Genomic DNA, 22,092 nt, shown 5'->3' with positions numbered 1-22,092 from the left:
TTTTAGGGGCGAATGATCTTTGCCCCCGGGCCGGCCGGATAGCCTGCCCGAGGTGCGGCTTACTTCAGCTTGGCCAGCCGTTCCTTGGCGACGGAAGCCGCCTCGGCCTGGGGATAGGTCTTGACCAGGTCCTCCAGCGTCTTGCGGGCCGACTTGGTGTCCTTGAGTTCCACCTGGCAGTTGGCCAGCGAAAGCATGGCCTCCGGCGCACGCATATGATCGGGTTCAGCCGTCACGAGCGAGCGGAAATTGGTCACCGCATCGCGGTAGTTGCGCAGGGCGTACTGCGCATTGCCCAGCCAGAACAGGGACGATGTCCGGTAGCCGGTTTGCGGATAACGCTTCAGGAAGCCCAGGAAGCTCGTCTGCGCTGCTGCGAAGTCGCCCTTGCGAAGCGTAGCCAGTGCGGTTTCAAACTCCTGTTTTTCAGCGGGCTCGGCCACAAATTCCTTGCCGTCCACATTGACTTTGCCGGGTTCGAACTTGCGCAGACGCTCGTCCACGCCTGTCGTCAGGTCTTTCTGGGTGCGCTGCATCTCGGCCACGCTGCGCGTCAGGTTTTCGTTCTGCCCACGCAGGTTGGCGACTTCGCTGCGCAGTGCCTCAATCTGGTTGGACAGGTCGAGTACGCTGCGGCGCAACTGGGCATTGTCTTCCGTGTTTTTCCGCACGTCATCGGCCATGCGCAGCTGCGACGCATCGACCTTTTGCCGCAAATCGAGGATCGCCCGGCGGGCCTCATCGTCTTCAAACAGGCCGGCGTTTGCATTGAACGCCAGCACGCAGGCCGCGGCCACAGCGGCATACCGAAACATGTTCACGGTTCGGGCTCCGTTTAACGGTAGTTGAGTTCAGCGCGGCGATTCTTCGCCATGGATTCCTCATCAGAGCCCGTAGCTGCCGGCTTTTCCTTGCCGAAGCTAACGGCCTCGACTTGCGCATCTGCCACGCCCAGCAAGCCCAGCGCGCGGCGAACTGCCTCGGCGCGCCTTTGGCCCAGAGCCAGGTTGTACTCGCGGCCGCCGCGCTCGTCAGTATGGCCTTCAATAGCCATCTTGCGGCCCTTGTTGGCCGTCAGATATTTGGCATGGGCCTCGATGGCTCCCTGGAACTCGGGCTTGACCACATAGCTGTCGAAGTCAAAGTAGATGACCTTGGTGGTATTGGCCGGCCCTGCCAGCGAGGCATCGGCACCTTCAACCTGTACCGGCGCAACAGCACGGCCGGTCGCGCCTGGTGTACCGCCTTGCTGGGTCGTGCCGGTGCGATCCTCGACCGGCACGTCGTTCAGCTTGACGCCAGAGCCGCAAGCTGTCAGCGTGGCCGCCAGGACAAGGGAGGAGATGATTGAAAAAACGGTGCGTTTCATGAGGTACCTCTACAAAAAAATAGGCCGTATGGAAAACAAAAATAATGCCGGGTGTTGCCGGTCACCGCTGGAAAGGGCCCCAATCGGGCTCCCGGATGTCACCGCTTGCCCCGGACAGTCTTGCCTTGATCTTGCCGTCCAGCGTTGTAGTCATCAGGGCTTCCCTGCCCTGCTGCTGGGTGGCATACACAATCAATCGGCTATTGGGTGCAAAGCTCGGACTTTCATCGGCCGTGGTTTCGGTGATTGGAGTGACCGTACCGCTGGCAAGTTCCATCACATGCAGCTTGAAGGCGCCGCCCACCCGCGAAACATACGCCAGCCACCGGCCATCAGGGCTGACTGCTGGGGATATGTTGTAGCTTCCCGTAAAGGTAACTCTCTCGGCATTTCCTCCGCCGGGGCTCATGCGGTAGATTTGCGGCGCGCCGCCGCGGTCGCTCACGAAATAGATGTAGCGTCCGTCGGGCGAGAAGGCAGGCTCGGTGTCTATGCTGGAAGACTGGGTCAGCCGTTTGGGCTCGCCCCCATTGAGGCCGATCGCATAGAGCTGTGAACCGCCGTCGCGGCTCAGTGTCGCCACCAACTGTTTGCCGTCCGGTGACCACGCCGGCGCGCTGTTGGAGCCTCGAAAGTTGGCCAGCAGGCGTCGCTTGCCGGAAGCCACATCGTGCGCGTAGATCACCGGCTTGCGCGACTCAAACGACACATAGGCCAGTTGCGAGCCGTTGGGTGACCATGCGGGCGAAATAATGGGTTCGGGGCTGGTCAAGGCCGACTGCGCGCCCTCACCATCGGAGTCGGCCACCCAGAGGTTATATTTCTGGGCCGCCTTGGTCACGTAAGCGATACGCGTCGAGAAAATGCCTTTTTCGCCAGTGAGTTTTTCATAGACAAAATCGGAAATGCGGTGTGCAGACAGCCGCAAGTCAGCAGGTCCTACCGTGTAACTCTGGCCTCCCAAATCCTGTCCGCGCACGATATCCCAGAGGCGAAGACGAACGTCGAAACGACCGTCTGCCAACGGAGAAATGCTGCCGGTCACCATCGAATCGGCGCCTTTTTGCTTCCAGGCGGCCAGATCCGGGCGGGTATTCTCATCTGCGACGATCCCTGCGGTATCGATCGGTCGAAACATGCCACTACGTTCAAGGTCTGCCCGGACGATGGCACCGATCTTTTGCGGCGCCTGCGCTTCTCCCCGAAACGTGGCGATGGCAATGGGCAGTTGGGTCAGGCCAACTCCGGAAACCTCAACGCGAAATTGCGCCAGAGCCGGCACTGCCGGGAGCGTGGCAGCAACCAGCATTCCAGCAATGGTGCGACGGCGAATAAGGGGTGTGATGCTCATGGTTTTTTTGAGGTCAATGCAAATGCGTTATTTTGATGGGTGTTTGGGGGGCAATCTGGCCCAGCCCTTTCTCCGCCTGCGTGACAGCAGTTTTCATGCGCTGGAGCACCCTGTTTTTATTGATGGATTCCTGGTCGCGCGTGTTCTCTCGGTGCCAAAGATGAAATACTTCCGTACCCATAAAACCATTTTTGCGCCGAATTCCCATATGGCTGAGCCTCAACACCAGGTCGGCATCTTCATGACCCCACCCCTGAAAAGTTTCGTCAAATCCGTTGACGTTAAAAAAATCCCGCCGCCAGACACCCAGATTGCAGCTGCGAATGCCTTGCCACTGAAAACCTTGTTGTACCCTGAATAAACGCCATGGCCAGGACAGGAGGTGCAATAATTTGTTGCTATCACCCTGCAGCCGGGCGCGAATCCAGAACGATACAGGACGGCTGGGTAAATCAATAGCGCCATTGACTACACGTTCTGTAAGACGCGGGCTGATGAGCACCCTGCTTCCATTGACAAAACATCCTGGTTCGGCGAGGCGGGCGTGCTCCGCCACAAAGCGCGGCCCGGGAACGCAGTCTCCGTCGAGAAAAACCAGATAGTCGGCCGTAGCCAGACTGGCTCCGAGGTTGCGAGCCTGCGCAGCGGTAAAGCCCACGTCAGGGTGCCAAACGTGGCGGACGGAGCATTTGAAGTCCGGACATTGCTTATGGAGCATCTCCACTTCATCCACGCGAGATCCATCATCGGCAATGATGACCTCATGCGCCGACCCGCATTGATTTGCGAGTGACTTCAAAACAACCAGCAATGCATTGGTCCGGTTGTAGGTCAGCACAATAAAGCTGACCTTCACGGTGTGCTCGTTCACTTGCCGGAATTCCGTTGCAGCAACCAAAGCTTCAGGTAGCGGTAATAGGTACCTTCGGCATTTGAAATGGCAAGCACGAGCCCCATGCGCCCGTCCATGAAACCCAAGCGCAAAAAATAGGTTCGAAAGAATGCCCAAAAACCATGGCCGAGCGCTTTGCTGATCGACGATTTTTTACCCTTGCTGCGCAGCACTTGGGCACCGGCACTGGAATAGCGGTTGGCCTTGTCGAGAACCGACTCAAAGTTTGTGAAACTTTCGTGGAGCAGGGAGGAGTTCAACTGCCCCACCGGGCTCGACGTAAGAATTTTTTCATGGACAAGATCATCCGAAAAACGGGCACTCTCGCGCCGAAACAGTCGCGTCACACGATCGGGATACCAGCCGGAATGCCGCATATATTGCCCGCAATAGCTGGAAAGACGAGGGAAAGAATAGACGTCAAACGCCGGCGCCTGAAGCGCTTTGATGATTTCACGCTGAAGCTCGGGGGTAACTCTTTCGTCCGCGTCCAGAGAAAGAACCCATTGGGAACTCGCCAGGGCCAATGCGCGATTTTTCTGGGCACCAAACCCGGGCCAGTCATGATCGATGCTGACGCGAGCTCCCATGGACCGGGCAATGGCCACAGTTCCATCACTGCTGCCTGAATCGAGGACCACGACCTCATCAGCGAAAGCTACCGAGCGTAAACAGGCCTCCATGTTATGGGCCTCATTCTTGGTGATGATGGTGACGGACAAGCTTGCCAATGAATGCCTACTCAGAAGATCACAAGGGGGAATTACCAGTGAAGTCGCGTTGCTTCATCCCCTGACAGCATAGCAGAGGACCCGTACGCTTTCCCCTCGTCGCCAAGTGTGGAATCACCGATAATGCGGGCTGCTCATCAGGTACTCACTGCGACCATTTTGTTAAAAAAGACGCTCAATTTTCGGCTCGCCATTATTTGCATAGCCACGGCCTCTATTGGATTGTCTATGGCAATAATCAGTATTGCCAAGCTTTTGCTGGTGCTTTGCGGGCTCGCTACCCTGCTGGCCATGCGACAAACCGGGCAATACAAGAATCCGCTTGCAGGGTTGCGCGTACCAATCGCCGTGCTGGTCATACTGTTCGCGTTCACGCTTAGCCTGATATGGACCGTTGCGCCACTGACCGATGCATTGAGCTCGGTTGGAAAATATGGCAAGCTGCTTGAGATCATCCTGATCGTATTTCTTGTTCGCGATGCGCGCGAGGCGATGTGTGCGTTTGCCACATTTGTTGCTGCACAGGTATTTTTGCTGGCCGGTTCCTGGATGCTTTTTTTCCATCTACCGGTACCCTGGGCCACTTCCAATATGGCGCTGACAAACTACGCCGTATTCTCCAGCTACCTGGACCAGAGCATCATGAGCGGAGTGTTCGCGGCGGTCTGCTGGCATTTACGCGCCCTCTTCCCCGGGCGCTTTGGCCCACATTTCGCTGTATTGGCAGCGATCCTGGCGCTGTGCAATGTTTTTTTTGTGCTGAGTGGCCGTACCGGGCACGTGGTGGCAATCCTTTTGCTGTCGAGCGCCATCATGTGGGAACTACCCAAGCGCTATCGAATAGTCACTGTACTTCTGCCTTTTATCTTTCTTGTAGCTCTCTCATTTGGTTCATCCAAAATGCACCAGCGAATTGTGGAAGCTCAGGCTGAAATAAAGTCTTTTTCCTTTAAAAAAGGTGCCGATATCGCAACCGGTTACGGCGCAGTATCAAGCTCTTCAGGCATTCGGCTCCATTTTTGGCACAGGGCGGTGCAGTCGATTGGCGACAACCCGGTTCTGGGCGCCGGGGCCGGGAGCTGGGCAAGCGAATACAACCGGCTTGAGCAACGGGAAAAGCAGGATTACAAGCCTGTACAAAACGGAAATCCGCATCAGGAATACCTGCTGTGGGGAGTTCAGCTGGGCATTCCCGGAATTGCTCTACTTTGCGGGTTGATGTTTTCGATCTTCAAAGATACCGCCGGGATGAACAAAGCATGTGCCCGGGCGGTGCAGTCCACTTTGCTGGCACTGGCTGCTTCGTGCTTTTTCAATGCATCCATTTATGACGCGCTGATCGGGGATTTTTTCTGTGTATTGCTCGGTTTGTTGCTGGTTTTAGGGCTTCGCGGCCCGACGCAAGAATCTGCTGGTCGATCTAAAAACGAAGCAATAGCATGAGCAGCAGCACTGAAACAGGCTCCTTGGATTCACCATCAAAGCCGTCCCTGCAGCACAGGATTGCGAGAGTCTGGCCTTATTTCAGCAGCTCACGCGGTGGATGGGCATTGGCCATTGGCGCCACTATCGTGGCTTCGGCAACCGAGCCGTTTGTACCGGCATTACTCAAGCCACTCCTGGACCGGGGATTTCAGCGGGACTCATTCAATCTCTGGCTGGTTCCACTGACGTTGATGCTGCTTTTCACCCTGCGAGGACTCTCCGGGTTTCTGGCGCAGTACGCCCTGGCCAAGGTCACCAACGAGGGCCTCCAGTCGCTGCGCCGGGCGATGTTCGGTAAACTGCTGAGCTCGCGCCTGTCGCTGTTCGCGGACCAGTCCTCCAGCGCCATCGCCAACACCGTTGTCTACGAGGTGTTCAACGGCTCGTCGATGATGATCAATGCGGTCATGAAGCTGGCGCGCGACGTTCTCACGCTGGTGGCCTTGGTGGCTTACTTGCTCTTCCTGAACTGGAAGCTGATGCTGATCGTCTCCTTGCTGTTCCCGGCCGTCGCGCTGGTGATTCAGCTACTGACGCGCCGCCTTTACCGGTTGACCCGTGAAAGCCAGGTGGCCACGGACAACCTGGCCTATGTCGTCGAAGAAAACGTGCTGGCTCACCGCGACGTGCGGCTGCATGGCGCGCAGGCCGGTCAGGCTTCGCGCTTCGAGGCGCTGAGCAACACGCTGCGGCGGCTGTCCATCAAATCCACCGTCGCCTACGCAGGCATGAGCGCCATCACCCAGGTGCTGGCCGCAATGGCGCTATCGGCCGTCATCTCCATCGCCCTGCTCCAGGGCTCGGAAAACACCACCACTGTGGGCGGCTTCGTGGCCTTCGTGACGGCCATGCTGCTGCTGATCGCCCCCATAAAAAGCTTGTCCGACGGCGCCACGCCCATCACGCGAGGGCTGGCAGCGATCGAGCGCGGGCTGGACCTGGTCGACCTCATCGAGGACGAAAGCAGCGGCAGCTTCAGCACGGCCAGGGTCGCCGGCGACATTGAATTTTCAGGCGTCAGCGTTGTCTACAAGCCGGATACGCCGTCGGCGTTGGACGGCATCAGCCTGGCGATACGCGCCGGCGAGACCGTGGCGCTGGTCGGCTCGTCCGGTTCTGGCAAGACCACGCTGGCCAGCCTGCTTCCGCGCTTTGTCGACTACAGCGCCGGCAGCATACTGCTGGACGGCACGGAACTACGGGACTGGGACCTGGCTTCGCTGCGCTCGCAGTTCGCCTTCGTAAGCCAGCACGTCGTCATGTTCAACAACAGCATGGCCTTCAACGTCGCGCTGGGTCAGTCTTTCGACAGGGACAAGGTCATGCGCTGCCTGACCGCCGCCAACCTGGGCCAGCTGCTCGATGAACTGCCGCAGGGCATAGACACCGTGCTCGGCCACAACGCCATGCAGTTGTCCGGCGGCCAGCGCCAGCGGCTGGCGATTGCCCGGGCGCTGTACAAGGATGCGCCCGTGCTCATCCTCGACGAAGCCACCTCGGCACTGGACACGGAGTCGGAAAAAGCCGTGCAGGAAGCCATACAGCGGCTGGCCGCGGGCCGCACCTCGCTGATCATCGCCCACCGGCTGTCCACCATCCAGCATGCCGACCGCATCATCATGATGAACGCCGGCCGCATCGTCGAGCAGGGCAGCCATGCTCAGCTGCTCCAGAACAACGGCGCTTATGCCCACCTTTACCGCCTGGGCTTCCAGGGCGCAGCCTAGAAAGTCATTTTCCGATGCCAGTCTCCATCAGCGGCTTTACCTTTATTCGCAACGGCGTGGGCCTGGGCTTTCCCTTTGAGGCCTCCATCCGCTCCCTGTTGCCCCTGGTCGATGAATTCGTCGTGGCAGTGGGCAAGGGCGAGGACGACACGCTGGAGCGCGTCAAGGCCATAGGCGACCCGAAAATCCGCATCATCGAAACCCTGTGGAACGAGCGCATGGCCGACCGCGGCTTTGTGTATGCCCAGCAGAAAATGATCGCGCAGTATTCGTGCACCGGCGACTGGGCTTTCTACCTTGAAGGCGATGAAGTCGTGCATGAGGGCGAACTGGCCGCCATACGCGCCAGCGTCGAGCGCCACCACAACAACCCGGCCGTCGAGGCGCTGGTCTTCGATTACCTGCATTTTTACGGCTCGCCCGACTGGATCTCCATCAGCCCCGGCTGGTACCGCCGCGAATGCCGTTTGATCCGCAACACCATACGCAGCTATGCACCCGATGGCCAGTACTGGCTGGTGACCACCCGACACAAGCGCGGGCGCAACCCGCAGGCCGCACTGGCCAACGCGCATATCTACCACTACGGCTGGATACGCCGCAACGAGGAAATGCAGAAGAAGCTGGACCAGGTCAGCAAGTACTGGGGCGAAGCCCTGGCGGCGCAGATCACCTACAGCCAGTTCGACCGCCGCGCCCTCGCCCCATTTACCGGCACGCACCCCGAGGCCGTGCGGCAATGGCTGGCCACCGAGGCTGAACCGGTCCTGAACCTCGACCCGGCCTACAAACCCACGCCCAAGGAAAACAAATACCATTTCATGCGGCAGGTGGAGACACTGACCGGTCTGGACTTCAGCCGCAAGCATTTCAAGCTGGTGGCCTGAGGCGTTTTCAGGAACCCGCGCCCTTCACAGCCATCGCCGAAAAGTACAGCGCCTCCTGCTGCAGTGCGATTTCCCGCCACTGGTAATGCGCGGCAAAGGCCGCCGCGCCCTCTGACAGCGTTTCCCGCAGCGCGGCCTGGCCCAGCAAATCCCCCAGCACCCGCGCCAGTTCGCCCGCATCCCGGGGATCGCCCAGCAGCATCGCATTGGCACCCTGCACCAGCAGCCCGGCGATGCCGCAATACTTCGGCCCGCTGACCACCACCGGCAGGCCGTGGGCCATGGCCTCCAGCACCACCATCGCAAAGGTGTCCTCGAAGGTGGGGTGCACCAGGATATCGGCGGCTTCGTAGGCTGGGCTGACGTCTTTGAGCGCACCCAGGAAGAACACCCGCGCACCGAGTTTGAGCGTCTCGGCCAGCGCGCGGAATTCTGCAATATGGGCCGGGTTGCCCACCACCGCCAGCACAACCTCGGCCGGCAGTTGCATCAGAGCCTGCAGCAAAGCCTCCAGGCCCTTCTTGCGGTAATCGTTGCCCACAAACAGCAGGCAACGGCCCTCTGCCGGCAAGCCCAGCCGAGCCCTCGCCTCGCGTTTTTGATCCGCCGTCACCGGCAAGTTGGGCAGCGTGATGCCCGGGGTCACGACCGAAACGGCCGCGCGGCACGCCGGATAGGCGGCCTCCATGATGGGCCGCAGACTTTCGGAGGTCACCACCACCTGCCGGCCTGGGTGCGGCGTATAGCGCGCGCGCTCCAGTGCCAGGTAAGCCAGCAGACGCGGGCTGGTGACAACCTTGATCCAGCGCAGGAAGCGGCGCAGCCCACCGCGACCCTGGAACAGGCTGTGTTTGACCGGCATCACGTGCACCGTCTGCACCTCGCCGTGCCAGGTGTTTTCATGCGAGTGCACCACGTCGAAGCCGCGGCGCGTCGCCCACCAGGTTGCTGTGGCAAACCACAGCTGGTTGATCCAGCGCGGCTTGCGTATCGGGGCCGATACCTTGTGATAAGTCACGCCGGGCCACTGGTGATCAATTTCCTGCGCGAACACATGCACTTCGTGCCGGGCCGAGAGTTGTTCAACCAGGGCGATGGAATAGCGCTCAGCGCCGCCGCCGGTCGGCGAAAAAGTGCGGTTGAAGACGGCAACGCGCAGTTTCTGGGATGGGGAATCGGGCGGGCTCATTTTTTCCGGCGGTCCTCGTAGGCCGTGGCGATCTTGAGCCAGAACACCGGCAAGGTGGTTGAGCGCAGTACGGGCACCCGCGGCAACTGCAGCAGATCAGCGCCGCTATGGCAGCGACTGCGCTGTGTGGTGGTGGCGGTAGCAAAACCCAGTTCCCGGACCAACTCGACGTGCCTGGCCTCGTAATGGCCGTAGGGATAGCAGAAATGCTCGACCGGCCGGGCTATGACGGCCTCCAGCCCGGTTTTTCCGAGCACCATCTCCTGGCGACAACCAGACTCGTCGGTTTCCAGCAGATTGACGTGCCGGTGCGTATGCGAGCCAATCTCCTGCCCGCCCGCCACCCATTGGCGGATCTCGGCCTCGTCCATCAGCGGTGTCTGCGGAATGCCGATGTTCTCGTCCCAGATATTGGTTTTGCCCAACAACCCGCTGACCGCGTAGCAGGTAGACGAAAAGCCATGCTTCACCAACGCCGGCAGAGCATGCGTGAGGTTGTTCCGGTAGCCGTCGTCAAAAGTGATGCCAATCACCCTGCCGCTGCGCTCGCCCTGCAGGTAAGGTTGCAAGGCGCTCATGGACAGGCCGGTGTAACCGAGTAGTTTGAGCCAGGCCATTTGCCGCGCAAAGGCCGCAGGTGCCACGTACAGGCCGCGAAAAGGGCTGCCCTTTGGCGGCGCCTCGGCGATCTGGTGATAGACCAGGATGGGAATGGGCTGGCGGTTCTGGCTGAACATTGAAAGGGGCATGAAGGTCACAGCAGCACGATGTCGTATTGTTCCTGAGCCATCGCCGCTTCCGCCTGCAGGGAAATGGGTTTACCGATGAAGTCGCTCAGGCTGGCCAGGTGCTGGCTCTCTTCATCGAGGAAAAGTTCGATCACCTTGGGTGAAGCCACCACCCTGAATTCGCGCGGGTTGAACTGCCGCGCTTCGCGCAGAATTTCGCGCAGGATGTCGTAGGTCACGCTCCGCGCCGTTTTAACCACGCCTTTGCCCATGCAGGCTGCGCAGGGCTCGCAAAGCTGGTGGGCCAGGGATTCGCGGGTGCGCTTGCGTGTCATCTCCAGCAGGCCCAGTGCGGAAAACCCGTTGACACTGGTCTTGATGCGGTCTCGTGAGAGCTGCTTCTGAAATTCGCTCAGCACCGCATCGCGGTGGTTTTCCTTGACCATGTCAATGAAATCGACAATCACAATGCCGCCAAGGTTGCGCAGGCGCAGCTGCCGGGCAATCGCCTGCGATGCCTCCAGGTTCGTTTTGAAAATCGTGTCGTCGAAGTTGCGGGCACCGACAAATCCACCGGTATTGACATCGACGGTTGTCAGCGCTTCCGTTTGGTCGATGATCAGGTAACCGCCTGATTTGAGATCGACCCGTCGGCCCAGTGCTTTGGCAATTTCCTCGTCAATGTTGAACAAGTCAAAAATAGGACGTTCGCCACCGTAGTGCTGCAGCTTCGGCTCGGTTGCCGGCATGAACTCCACAGCAAATGCCTTCAGCTTTTCAAACTGCTCACGTGAATCAATGCGGATGGTCTGCGTTTCCTCTACCACCAGGTCGCGCAGCACGCGTTGCAGCAGATTAAGGTCCTGGTGCAGCACGGAAGCGGGGGGTAAACGCACAGACGCATCCTTGATCCGTCCCCAGGTCTTGCGCAGGTAGGTGATGTCCTCTGCCAGTTCAGCGTCTGTCGCATCCTCGCCGTTGGTTCTCAGTATGAATCCGCCACCCATGTCCGCAGTCAGGGCCTGAACCCGTTGACGAAGCTCTTCGCGTTGCCTGGGTGGTATTTTTTGCGACACACCGATATGGTTGTCCTGCGGCAAAAACACCAGCAACCGGCCGGCAATGCTGATTTGCGCGGTCAGCCGCGCGCCCTTGGTGCCTATCGGGTCTTTGAGGACCTGCACCATGACGGCCTGCCCTTCGAACAGCTGCTTTTCAATCGGCTGTAACGACGCCATGGCCGGTGACGTCAAGCCGCCAGCCGCCTGGGCATCCGTGTCGGCATGGCGGCTGTTGATGCTGCTCATGAGATCGGCCACGTGCAGAAAGGCTGCTCGGTCCAGTCCGATGTCGATAAAGGCCGACTGCATGCCGGGCAGCACGCGGGCGACCTTGCCCAGGTACACATTGCCGACCAGGCCGCGTTCCAGCGTGCGTTCAACGTGAAGCTCCTGCACTGCGCCGTGTTCGACCACCGCCACCCGGGTTTCCTGGGGAGACCAGTTGATCAGGATGTCTTGTTGCATGTCTTTTGGGAGATTGAGTTGGCTTGGGGGCGCTAGAGGCGGATACCCGCGGCCTGCAGCAGCTGGGCGGTTTCCCTCAGCGGGAGCCCCATGATGCCACTGTAGGAGCCATCGATGCGGCTGATGTGCATCGCCACCCTGCCCTGCACGGCATATGCGCCGGCCTTGCCCATAGGCTCGCCACTGGCCACATAGCTGCGGATCTGCGCCGTCGTCAGCGCGTCAAAACTGACACGCGAAATGCTCAGCGCCTCGAAACGACGGCGCCCGGACTGCACCGCCACGGCGGTCAGCACCCTGTGCGTACCGTCCGAAAGCTCGCGCAGCATGCGGGCCGCGTCTTTCGCGTCCTCCGGCTTGCCGTAAATCACCCGCCCCATGGCCACCGTAGTGTCCGAACAAAGGATGGGCGCCGGCGGCAGTTTGCGCCGCTTCATGCGGGTGACCGCGGCATCCAGCTTCAGGCCAGTGACGCGCTGGACGTAGGTGGCAGGCGCTTCATTCTTGAACACCGCCTCCAGCGATTCGGCGTCCTCATCGGCGTCCGGCAGCAGCAGTTCGTGACGCACGCCGAGTTGCTCCAGCAGTTGTCGCCGCCGTGGGCTTTGCGAGGCCAGGTAGATAAATTCAGGCATACAGCAGGTTATTCAGGTATTTGGATATTCAAACCAGCAGGAACCGCGGAACTGGCTTTGCCGGGCCGCAGGCGCAGCGGCCCCTCGGGGGCAGGAAGCTACACGAAGGGAGCGACCGTGGGGGCTTCATCACTCTCTGTGGTAAGGATGGTTGATCGTGATGCTCCAGGCGCGGTAAAGCTGCTCAATCAGCAGCACACGCACCATGGCATGCGGCAAGGTCAGGTCCGAGAGGCGCAGGCGCTCGTGCGCGGCCTGCTTGAAGCCGGCATCCAGCCCGTCGGGTCCGCCGATCACGATGGCGACATCATCACCGGACAGCTGCCAGGCTTTGAGCCGTTCAGCCAGCGCCACGGTAGTAACGGCCGTACCACGTTCATCGAGCGCCACGACACGGGTGCCGCGGGCGATGCTCGCCTCTATGCGCCCGCGCTCGGCCGACAGCAGGTTTTCCAGGGTCTTGGAGGCGCGAGGCTCGGTTTTGACGGCTTTGAGCTCGACTTTCAGCTCTGGCGGGAAGCGCTTGGCGTAGTCGTCATAGGCCGTTTGCGCCCAGTCGGGCACTTTCTGGCCGACCGCTACGATCGTGAGCCTCATTTGCTCCGGGACGGAGTTTTCCTGGCGGCGGGTTTGCGGGCTGCTGTTTTAGCGGCGGTTTTGGCCGCGGTTTTCTTCGCCGCCACCTTTTTGGCTACGGGCACTTTGACAATCGGTGTCTTAACCGCAGGTTTTGCCGATGACCTGGCAGGAGCCGCTTTGGCGCCTGCCCGGGCCGGCTTGGCGGCTGGTTCGGTCGCAGGCGTGGCGGCATTGCGCTTGGCGGTCCAGTCGTTGGTCTTGCCGACCCGGCCCACATAGCTTGAATCGGGGGCGGTCGGCGCCTTTGCAGGTGCTTTGGCCGCCGACTTTGCGGTGGTCTTTGCGCCTGGTTTCGCGGAAGTTTTCGCGCCAGCGCGGGAAGTCTTGGGCTTGGCCTCCGGTTCGGCCTCGGCTTTGGACGCCTTCACCAGCGGCGCGGGCGCGCCCAGCTTGAGTTTGATGGGCTTGTCGCCCCAGAGCTCTTCCAGGTGGTAGTACTGGCGAATGGTCGGCTGCATGATGTGCGCCACGGCGGCGCCGCAATCAACAATGATCCATTCCCCGTTGTCTTCGCCTTCGATGCGAGGCTTGGCAAAACCTGCGTCCCGCACGGCATCCCGCACGCTGGCGGCCAATGCCTTGGTCTGGCGGTTGGAGCTGCCGGAGGCGATGATCACGCGCTCGAACAATGACGTGATGTGCTCCGTGTCAAACACCTGGATGTCCTGCGCCTTGACGTCTTCCAGACCGTCAATGATGGCACGCTGCAGTTTCTGCACGTCCTTTTTGTCGGCGGCGGCGGAGGTTTTGACGGTGGTGGATGTCATGCAGTGTTTTGCTTCGATAAAGTGGGAAATTAATGGGAACCGTACAGCTGGTGAAGTGAAATATAACGCGCAACGGCTTCAGGGACCAACTGGGTAATTCCCCCTGTCACCGCGGCTCCGGAGGCCATTAACTGGCGAATCTGGGTGGCGCTGACAGGCATCAGGGGAAGATTGAGCAGGACAAAACGGTTGCTGCGGCTTTCGTAGGACTCAAATTGAGCTCCAGCCAGCGTGGATTGTGCGCGATCAGCTATACAAATTATAGCGAGGTCAAGAATGTCCTGCCACCGGTGCCATTGCCTGAAGACGGCAAACTGGTCTGCGCCAATGAACAGGTAAAGCTGGGCGCCCGGATTCTCCTCCTGGAGCGCCAAAAGCGTGTCAATGGTGAAAGTCGGCCCGGTGCGTTGCACCTCGCGCTCATCCACCCGAACGCCGGAAATATCGCCAAAAGCCAGCCTGGCCATGGCCAGCCGGTGAGCCGGCGCGCTCAAGGCGCGGGATTTGTGCCAGGCGTGGCCGGTCGGAACGACATACAAGGTATCAAGGCCAAACTGCCTGATCGCCTCTTGAACCAGTGCAACGTGTGCGCTGTGCGGCGGATCAAACGCACCACCAAACATGCCGATGCGCTTTTGCGCAGGTGACGGCGTTGCCATCAAACCCAGTCCCGTCTCGGCAAAAACTCCGTATACAGGCGCTCTTCAGGGCTGCCAGTCTCTACGCCCCGCTGATAAGACCAGCTCGCCAGCGGCGGCATGGACATCAGGATCGACTCCGTGCGCCCCCCGGATTGCAAACCAAAGTGCGTGCCGCGGTCCCACACAAGGTTGAACTCCACATATCGGCCGCGCCGGTAAAGCTGGAATTCGCGCTCCCGCTCACCATATGGCGTGTCCTTGCGCCGCTCAACAATTGGCAAATAGGCCTGCAAGAAAGAGTCAGCCACACTTTGCATCAGGGCAAAACTCCGGTCCGGCCCCAGCTCCTGGAAGTCGTCAAAGAAAACGCCGCCAATTCCACGCTGCTCCTGCCGGTGCTTCAGGTGAAAGTACTCATCACACCATTGTTTGAACCGGGGGTACTTGTCGTCGCCAAACGGTGCCAGCGCGTCCTTGCAGGTCTGGTGGAAATGCACCGCGTCCTCTTCAAACCCGTAATAAGGCGTCAGGTCCATGCCTCCACCAAACCAGCAGACGGCCTCGCCCGAGCCTGCCACCGGGGTCGCGGCCAGCATGCGCACATTCATATGGACTGTCGGCACGTAGGGATTACGCGGGTGAAACACCAGCGAAACCCCCAGGGCCTCAAACGGTGCGCCTGTCAATTCCGGACGGTGCTGCGTCGCCGAAGGCGGCAGCTTGGGGCCCCGCACATGCGAGAACCCGCAGCCGGCACGCTCAAACACCTGGCCCTGCTCCAGGATCATGGTGATGCCATTGCCCTGCAGCGTCTCGCCGGGCGCTTTCTGCCAATGGTCCGCCGTGAAGGACTGGCCGTCGATCCCGGAAACCGCGCCGGTGATGCGCTGCTGCAGCGCCAGCAGAAAGTCTCGAACGCTTGAAATATCGGTCATGCTACAGTGTTACCCGAAGGGCGGAGGGAAAAACCAGCGCTCATTTGGCGATCAAGACTTGACCGCGCGCCAGCCGATGTCTTTGCGGTACTGCGCACCATCAAATCCAATGTCCTGGGCAACTTCGTAGGCACGTTGCTGCGCGGCCTTCACCGTGCTGCCGAGTGCCGTCACGCACAGGACCCGGCCGCCAGCCGTTACCGTCGAATCGCCCTGTTTTCGTGTTCCGGCATGAAACACCATCGCGTCTTCGGCCGCATCGGCGCCTTTTTGCAGCCCATGAATCACGTCGCCCTTGCGCGGGCTCAGTGGATAACCGTGCGCAGCCATCACCACCCCCAGGGCTGGCCGGCGGTCCCAGTCCAGCTCGATCTGGTCCAGCGCACCCGAGGTGGCGGCCATCATCACCTCATACAGGTCGGTTTTGAGGCGCATCATGATCGGCTGCGTCTCCGGGTCGCCCATGCGGCAGTTGAATTCCAGTGTTTTCGGTTTGCCTTCCGCATCAATCATCAGGCCGGCATACAAAAAGCCGGTGAACGGAATGCCGTCTTTTTCCATGCCCTTGATGGTCGGCAGGATGATCTCGCGCATGGCGCGGCCGTGCACTTCGGGGGTAACGACCGGGGCCGGTGAATAGGCTCCCATTCCGCCGGTATTCGGGCCTTCATCGCCGTCCAGCAGGCGCTTGTGGTCCTGGCTGGTCGCCATGGCGGCCACATTCTTGCCGTCGCACATCACGATGAAACTGGCTTCTTCACCCTGCAAAAATTCTTCAATCACCACCCGAGCGCCACCCTCGTTGTGTGCCACGCCAAGCGGGTTGAAGTCGGGATTTGGCGCCAGCATGAATTCGATGGCCTCGTGCGCCTCGTGCAGCGTCATGGCCACCACCACGCCCTTGCCGGCCGCCAGGCCGTCGGCCTTGACGACTATCGGGGCGCCTTTTTCGTCCACGTAGGCGTGGGCCGCCGCAGCGTCGGTGAAGGTTTCATATTCAGCCGTCGGAATACCGTGGCGCTTCATAAAGGCCTTGGAGAACGCCTTGGAGCTTTCCAGCTGCGCCGCCGCCTTGGTCGGGCCGAAGACCCGCAAGCCGTGCGCACGGAACTCGTCAACGATACCGGCCGCAAGCGGCTGCTCGGGGCCCACCACTGTCAGCGCGATCTTTTCGGTCAGCGCCCATTCGCGCAGCGCCTTCACGTCGGTGATGTCAATATTTTCAAGGCGCGCATCCAGCGCAGTGCCGCCATTGCCTGGGGCGACATACACCGCCTGAACCTTGGGAGACTGCGCCAGTTTCCAGGCCAGGGCGTGCTCACGGCCACCGCCGCCCACCACTAAAACTTTCATGCTGCTGCTTTCATTGTGTGCCTGGCTTTGCTTTTGCTGTTGTGGTGTTGTTGCTTCATTGTGGCTGCGTGTTTGGTTTGCTTATTCAGACAACTCGGCGTTATGGAACACATCCTGGGTATCGTCCAGGTCTTCCAGCACGTCCAGCAGTTTTTGCATCTTGCGGGCATCCTCGCCGGCAAGTTCTATGGTGTTGTCGGCGCGCATGGTGACTTCGGCAATCTCGGGCTTGAGGCCGGCGGCTTCCAGCGCGTTCCTCACGGCTTCAAAGCCCGTGTAAGGCGTCAACACCTCAATGGCACCGTCTTCATGCGTGATGACGTCGTCGGCGCCGGACTCCAGCGCGACTTCCATGATCTTGTCTTCGCTGGTGCCGGGCGCAAAAATCAGCTGGCCGCAGTGCTTGAACTGGAAAGCCACCGAGCCTTCGGTGCCCATGTTGCCGCCATGTTTGGAAAAAGCGTGCCGCACTTCAGCCACGGTACGCACCTTGTTATCGGTCATGCAGTCCACGATGATGGCCGCGCCGCCGATGCCGTAGCCTTCGTAGCGGACTTCCTCGTAATGCACGCCTTCCAGGCTGCCCGTGGCCTTGGCAATGCCGTATTTGACGTTCTCATTGGGCATGTTGGCCGCCTTGGCCTTGTCCACTGCCAGACGCAGACGCGGATTCGTGCCCAGGTCGCCGCCGCCCATGCGGGCCGCCACCATGATTTCACGCATCACACGGGTCCAGATGCGCTGGCGCTTTTCATCCTGGCGCCCCTTGCGGTGTTGAATATTCGCCCATTTACTGTGACCGGCCACGAAGAATCCCTTTTCAGACTGATTAATTGATTTAATCTACAACCCGCATTTTACTTTTTCACTCCAGGACACCCCATGGCCGAGCCGTTACTGATTGCCAAGCACGATTCCATCCACTGCGAGATCCTTCCCGCCCTGGCCAACCGCCATGGGCTGATCACCGGCGCCACGGGTACCGGCAAGACCGTGACGCTGCAAACACTGGCCGAAAACTTCTCGAAAATCGGCGTCCCGGTCTTCATGGCCGACGTCAAAGGGGACCTGACCGGCATCAGCCAGGCCGGCACCATCGGCGACAAAATGGCCGGCATCCTCAAGGAACGCGGCATCGACCTTCCCGAATCGCTGGCCTGCCCCGCCACGCTATGGGACGTCTTCGGCGAACAGGGTCACCCTGTGCGCGCTACCATTTCCGACATGGGCCCGCTGCTGCTGGGCCGCATGCTCAACCTCAACGAAACCCAGGCCGGCGTGCTCAACCTGGTGTTCAAGATTGCCGACGACAACGGCATGCTGCTGCTGGACCTGAAAGACCTGCGCGCCATGCTGCAGTACGTTGGCGACAACGCCAGCGAGTTCACCACCAAGTACGGCAACGTCAGCGCCGCCAGTGTGGGCGCCATCCAGCGCGGGCTGCTGCAGGTCGAAAGCCAGGGCGGTGAAAAATTCTTCGGCGAGCCCATGCTCAACATCAGCGACTTCATGCAAACCGTTGATGGCAAAGGGGTGATCAACATACTGGCCGCCGACAAGCTCATGAACTCGCCGCGCCTCTACGCCACCTTCCTGCTGTGGATGCTGTCCGAGCTGTTCGAACAACTGCCTGAAATTGGCGACCCGGACCAGCCCAAGCTCGTCTTCTTCTTTGACGAGGCCCACCTGCTCTTCAACGAAGCGCCCAAGGTGCTGGTCGAGCGCATCGAGCTGGTGGTGCGCCTGGTGCGCTCCAAGGGCGTCGGCGTGTATTTTGTGACGCAAAACCCATTGGACATTCCCGATTCGGTGCTGGCCCAGCTTGGCAACCGGGTGCAGCACGCCCTGCGCGCCTTCACTCCGCGCGACCAGAAAGCCGTCAAGGCCACCGCCCAGACCATGCGGCAAAAGCCCGGCCTCGACATCGAAACCGCGATCACCGAACTGGCCGTTGGCGAGGCCCTGGTGAGCTTTCTCGACAGCAAGGGCCGTCCCAGCGTGACGGAACGCGTTTACGTGCTGCCGCCCGGCAGCCAGATCGGTCCCATCACACCGCCACAACGCCAGCTGCTGCTGCAAAACTCACTGGTGGCCGGTGCCTACGAAAAGACCGTAGACCGCGAATCGGCCTACGAAGCCATCAAAGGCCGCGCGGAAGTCGCGGCCACGGAAGCGGCCAAAGCTCCCCAGGGCGGCGCGGCCGGCCAAACCGATTCGGGCGGCATCATGGGCGGGCTCAACGACGTCCTGTTCGGCACCACGGGCCCGCGCGGCGGCAAACACGACGGCCTGGCGCAAAGCATGGCCAAGTCCGCCGTGCGTACCATGGGCTCGGCCGTGGGCCGGGAAATCATCCGCGGCGTCCTCGGCAGCATCTTCGGCGGCAAAAAACGCTGAGCCTGCGCACAGACCCGGTGCGTTCGGCCGGGCCTGTCGCAAATTAACGACCCGGCAAAACTGCCGGGCTTGTCAATCCCGGCACGCATCGCTACATTGGATTTTTTAAGGATCCGCAATGCCTGCTGAAGTTGCCGCCAAATCACCCGATCCAAGGCCGGCCTCCCCCTCGCCTGTTTCTGCGCCTGCCTCCTCCACAGCTCCAGCCAGCCCTGCGGTCTCCCACATCCGATTGACCTCTCACGCAGGAGGTTATGGCGCCTTGCCCATCCGCTGGGCCGCCGCCACTGCCACCGAACGCGGCCCGGTGGTGGGCACCACCACCAAACGCAGCCACCGCAACGTCATCGGCACGCATAGCGGCTCGTACAGCGTCTACCGCGCGCTCGCCGTTGCTTCCGGCGCGCTCAAGGCCAGCCACAAGGCCGACCTCACCAACACCTCGCCGACCGACGTGATCGGCCCCTACCCGCAATGGAGCGAGCCTGGCCGTATCGTCGCCATGGACCCATGGGGCGCGATGGTGGCCGACGTTTTTTCCAGTGAGCTGGCAGCGGGTTACGACATCCGGCCAACCATCGCCGTAACCCAGGCCCACGTGATCCTGCCCGAGGTGATCGAAGCCCTGCAGTCCGGCAGGCTCAAGGCCGACGGCAAGTTTTTGACAGCCGGCGGCGCGGCCATGGTGACCAAGGTCGCCGTTGAACCGGTCTGGTACCTGCCCGAAATTGCCCGGCGCTTTGGCTGCAGCGAAACCGATTTGCGCCGCGTGCTGTTTGAAGAAACCGGCGGCATGTACCCCGAGCTCGTCACCCGCAGCGACCTGGAAGTCTTCCTGCCGCCCATCGGCGGCCTCACGGCCTACATCTTTGGCCGCCCGCGCGACCTCGCCAACCCCGACATCGAGCTCACAGCCCGCGTGCATGACGAATGCAACGGCTCCGACGTCTTCGGCTCAGACATCTGCACCTGCCGCCCCTACCTCACACACGCCATTGAAGAGTGCATCCAGGGTGCCCAGCGCGGCGGCGTGGGCCTTGTGTCCTATTTCCGCAAGGAGGGCCGGGCGCTCGGCGAAGTCACCAAATTCCTGGTCTACAACGCCCGCAAGCGCCAGGTGGGCGGCGACACCGCCGACCAGTACTTCAACCGCACGGAATGCGTGGCCGGCGTACAGGACATGCGCTTCCAGGAACTCATGCCAGACGTGCTCAACTGGCTGGGCATCCGCAAGATCCACCGGCTCGTTTCCATGAGCAACATGAAGTACGACGCCATCACCCGCTCGGGCATCGAGGTAGTTCAGCGCATCAATATTCCCGAGCACATGATCCCGGCCGACGCCCAGGTCGAAATGGACGCCAAGATGGCCGCAGGCTATTTCACCCCCGGCGCGGTGCCCGACGCCGAAGAACTGAAAAAAGCCAAGGGCCGGGGGCTGGATGTCTGAAACCACACCCGCTCCTGACAGTCCCAGCAACCCCGCCAACGCCACCTATACCATCGCCGGAAACCTGCGCGGGATCAGCGCCGCCGCAGAATTGCGTTCCACCAGAACCATACGCGCCCGCGCCTCTGCCCTGCTTGAGCGCGCACGCCGCGGCGAATCCGCCTGGTTTACCGTCAACGACGGCGCCATGACCACCGCCGCTGCGCTGGTTGCTGAAATCACCCGCGCCCGCTACCCGGACCTGGACATTCCGTACCACAGCCGCTGGCGACATTTTGAAGCTGGCGGCATTGACCGCCTGGGTTTACTCAATGCAGCACTGGCATCCGCCACGCCTGCCGGGCGCGCCCGCGCGCAGATTGACCTCGCGCTCATCAGCGTGCTGCTGGACGCCGGTGCCGGCGCCCAGTGGCACTACCTCGAAGCCGCCCAGGGAGAGCATCCCTGCAGCGAATACAGCCGTTCCGAAGGCCTGGGGGTGGCAAGTTTTCACGCCTTCATGGCTGGGCTCTTTTCCAGCGATCCACAGCAACCGCTGCAGGCCGATGCCCTCAAGCTCAAAACCATTACCGCAGACCAGCTTGCCCTGGCTTTTCAGGTCACGCCCGAAAACCCGCTGATCGGCCTCGAAGGCCGCGCCGCGCTGCTGCGGCGCCTCGGCCAGGCACTTCAGGACCAGCCTGCGCTCTTTGGCCAGCGCGGCCGTCCCGGCCATTTGTTTGAAGCGCTGGCGCAACCCGGGCAAAGTGCTATCGAGGCGCACGAGCTGCTGTCGGTGCTGCTCACCAGCCTCTCGTCTATTTGGCCAGCCCAAAATGTCATGGGCAACATTCCCCTGGGCGACTGCTGGCAGCACAGCGCGGCAGGCGACGATGAATCCGAAAAAGCTGGGCCCAGCCATGGCTGGATGCCTTTCCACAAGCTGTCGCAGTGGCTCACCTATTCACTGCTGGAGCCTTTCGAGTGGGCCGGTGTGCAGGTCAAAGGGCTAGACGCGCTGACCGGCCTGCCCGAATACCGCAACGGCGGCCTGTTCCTCGACGCCGGTGTGCTGGTGCTGAAAGACCCGGCCCAGGCTGGGCGCCTGCATGCCGCCGGCGACGAACTCATCGTGGAGTGGCGCGCGCTTACCGTGGCCCTTCTCGACGAGCTCGCGCCACTGGTGCGTGAGCAGCTGGGATTGACCGCCGAGCAGATGCCGCTGGCCTGCGTGCTCGAAGGCGGCACCTGGGCCGCAGGGCGTGCACTGGCACAGCAATTGCATCAAGGTTTGCCGCCCCTGAACATCGAAAGCGACGGCACCGTATTCTGAACATCGATCCCGAAAGATGCGCGGACCCGACGGGCACAGGCACAGGTAAAAGCAGAATAAAAATAACAACCGAACAAA

General features: G+C 61.0%; 21 protein-coding genes. 6 read left to right on the top strand and 15 right to left on the bottom strand.

All coding sequences use genetic code 11. From position 1 onward, the window contains the following. Positions 1-59: 59 nt before the first annotated feature. The 5 genes from ybgF to ACXJKE_RS12165 all read right to left on the bottom strand — a co-directional run bounded on the left by ybgF (position 60) and on the right by ACXJKE_RS12165 (position 4,343). Positions 60-815 carry a tol-pal system protein YbgF gene (ybgF, locus tag ACXJKE_RS12185; protein WP_457280991.1) on the bottom strand — a complete coding sequence of 252 codons (756 nt, stop codon included), beginning with the start codon at positions 813-815 and terminating at the stop codon, positions 60-62. A gap of 20 nt (positions 816-835) precedes the next feature. Further along, on the bottom strand, positions 836-1,369 hold the full coding sequence (gene pal, locus ACXJKE_RS12180) for a peptidoglycan-associated lipoprotein Pal (protein WP_457280828.1): 534 nt from the start codon (positions 1,367-1,369) through the stop codon (positions 836-838). A gap of 61 nt (positions 1,370-1,430) precedes the next feature. Next, entirely contained in the window at positions 1,431-2,720 is a 1,290-nt protein-coding gene (gene tolB / locus ACXJKE_RS12175; protein WP_457280827.1) for a Tol-Pal system beta propeller repeat protein TolB, read from the bottom strand. 13 nt (positions 2,721-2,733) lie between these two features. Further along, positions 2,734-3,591, bottom strand: coding sequence for a glycosyltransferase family 2 protein (locus ACXJKE_RS12170; RefSeq protein WP_457280826.1), 858 nt, complete (start codon positions 3,589-3,591; stop codon positions 2,734-2,736). After that, the gene (locus tag ACXJKE_RS12165) at positions 3,588-4,343 is read right to left on the bottom strand and encodes a glycosyltransferase family 2 protein (protein WP_457280825.1); all 756 of its coding nucleotides are present in this window, start codon (positions 4,341-4,343) and stop codon (positions 3,588-3,590) included. The genes ACXJKE_RS12170 and ACXJKE_RS12165 overlap by 4 nt, the downstream gene beginning before the upstream one ends. A 228-nt stretch (positions 4,344-4,571) precedes the next feature. Here ACXJKE_RS12165 and ACXJKE_RS12160 point away from each other — a divergent pair, with 228 nt between their 5' ends. Genes ACXJKE_RS12160 through ACXJKE_RS12150 form a run of 3 tightly spaced genes read left to right on the top strand, consistent with a single transcriptional unit; the run spans position 4,572 to position 8,442 of the window. After that, positions 4,572-5,786, top strand: a complete 1,215-nt coding sequence (locus tag ACXJKE_RS12160; RefSeq protein ID WP_457280824.1) for an O-antigen ligase family protein — start codon at positions 4,572-4,574, stop codon at positions 5,784-5,786. Continuing rightward, the gene (gene msbA / locus ACXJKE_RS12155; protein WP_457280823.1) at positions 5,783-7,555 is read left to right on the top strand and encodes a lipid A export permease/ATP-binding protein MsbA; all 1,773 of its coding nucleotides are present in this window, start codon (positions 5,783-5,785) and stop codon (positions 7,553-7,555) included. The genes ACXJKE_RS12160 and msbA overlap by 4 nt, the downstream gene beginning before the upstream one ends. A 14-nt stretch (positions 7,556-7,569) precedes the next feature. Beyond that, positions 7,570-8,442 carry a glycosyltransferase gene (locus ACXJKE_RS12150; RefSeq protein WP_457280822.1) on the top strand — a complete coding sequence of 291 codons (873 nt, stop codon included), beginning with the start codon at positions 7,570-7,572 and terminating at the stop codon, positions 8,440-8,442. A gap of 7 nt (positions 8,443-8,449) precedes the next feature. Here ACXJKE_RS12150 and ACXJKE_RS12145 read toward each other — a convergent pair whose 3' ends face one another. The 10 genes from ACXJKE_RS12145 to ACXJKE_RS12100 form a co-directional block, all read right to left on the bottom strand. Continuing rightward, a complete protein-coding gene (locus tag ACXJKE_RS12145; protein ID WP_457280821.1) occupies positions 8,450-9,631 on the bottom strand; it encodes a glycosyltransferase family 4 protein in 1,182 nt (393 codons plus the stop codon). Further along, complete coding sequence (locus ACXJKE_RS12140) at positions 9,628-10,368, bottom strand: polysaccharide deacetylase family protein (RefSeq protein WP_457280820.1); 741 nt, start codon at positions 10,366-10,368, stop codon at positions 9,628-9,630. The genes ACXJKE_RS12145 and ACXJKE_RS12140 overlap by 4 nt, the downstream gene beginning before the upstream one ends. 17 nt (positions 10,369-10,385) lie before the next feature. Next, positions 10,386-11,885, bottom strand: a complete 1,500-nt coding sequence (rng, locus tag ACXJKE_RS12135) for a ribonuclease G (protein WP_457280819.1) — start codon at positions 11,883-11,885, stop codon at positions 10,386-10,388. Positions 11,886-11,917: 32 nt separating this feature from the next. Then, the gene (locus ACXJKE_RS12130) at positions 11,918-12,520 is read right to left on the bottom strand and encodes a Maf family protein (RefSeq protein WP_457280818.1); all 603 of its coding nucleotides are present in this window, start codon (positions 12,518-12,520) and stop codon (positions 11,918-11,920) included. Between the two features lie 129 nt (positions 12,521-12,649). After that, on the bottom strand, positions 12,650-13,117 hold the full coding sequence (gene rlmH, locus ACXJKE_RS12125) for a 23S rRNA (pseudouridine(1915)-N(3))-methyltransferase RlmH (protein WP_436154540.1): 468 nt from the start codon (positions 13,115-13,117) through the stop codon (positions 12,650-12,652). Then, positions 13,114-13,926, bottom strand: coding sequence for a ribosome silencing factor (gene rsfS, locus ACXJKE_RS12120; protein ID WP_457280817.1), 813 nt, complete (start codon positions 13,924-13,926; stop codon positions 13,114-13,116). The genes rlmH and rsfS overlap by 4 nt, the downstream gene beginning before the upstream one ends. Positions 13,927-13,955: 29 nt before the next feature. After that, entirely contained in the window at positions 13,956-14,585 is a 630-nt protein-coding gene (nadD, locus tag ACXJKE_RS12115; RefSeq protein ID WP_457280816.1) for a nicotinate (nicotinamide) nucleotide adenylyltransferase, read from the bottom strand. After that, a complete protein-coding gene (hemF, locus tag ACXJKE_RS12110; protein WP_457280815.1) occupies positions 14,585-15,502 on the bottom strand; it encodes an oxygen-dependent coproporphyrinogen oxidase in 918 nt (305 codons plus the stop codon). The genes nadD and hemF overlap by 1 nt, the downstream gene beginning before the upstream one ends. Positions 15,503-15,553: 51 nt before the next feature. Further along, a complete protein-coding gene (gene purD, locus ACXJKE_RS12105) occupies positions 15,554-16,855 on the bottom strand; it encodes a phosphoribosylamine--glycine ligase (protein WP_457280814.1) in 1,302 nt (433 codons plus the stop codon). A gap of 81 nt (positions 16,856-16,936) precedes the next feature. Then, on the bottom strand, positions 16,937-17,662 hold the full coding sequence (locus ACXJKE_RS12100; protein WP_457280813.1) for a YebC/PmpR family DNA-binding transcriptional regulator: 726 nt from the start codon (positions 17,660-17,662) through the stop codon (positions 16,937-16,939). 75 nt (positions 17,663-17,737) lie between these two features. Between ACXJKE_RS12100 and ACXJKE_RS12095 the strand changes: the two genes are divergently transcribed. From ACXJKE_RS12095 to ACXJKE_RS12085, 3 genes are all read left to right on the top strand, one after another. Continuing rightward, complete coding sequence (locus tag ACXJKE_RS12095; protein WP_457280812.1) at positions 17,738-19,252, top strand: helicase HerA-like C-terminal domain-containing protein; 1,515 nt, start codon at positions 17,738-17,740, stop codon at positions 19,250-19,252. A gap of 118 nt (positions 19,253-19,370) precedes the next feature. Beyond that, positions 19,371-20,702 (top strand): GTP cyclohydrolase II, encoded by a 1,332-nt coding sequence (locus tag ACXJKE_RS12090; protein WP_457280811.1) that lies wholly within the window; start codon positions 19,371-19,373, stop codon positions 20,700-20,702. Beyond that, on the top strand, positions 20,695-22,014 hold the full coding sequence (locus ACXJKE_RS12085) for a URC4/urg3 family protein (RefSeq protein WP_457280810.1): 1,320 nt from the start codon (positions 20,695-20,697) through the stop codon (positions 22,012-22,014). Before ACXJKE_RS12090 ends, ACXJKE_RS12085 begins: the two co-directional genes overlap by 8 nt. Positions 22,015-22,092 lie beyond the last annotated feature (78 nt).

This window comes from Polaromonas sp. P5_D5 (genome assembly GCF_054049435.1).
The sequence above is the reverse complement of the archived record's forward strand: the minus strand, read 5'-3'. Positions and strand labels throughout refer to the sequence as shown.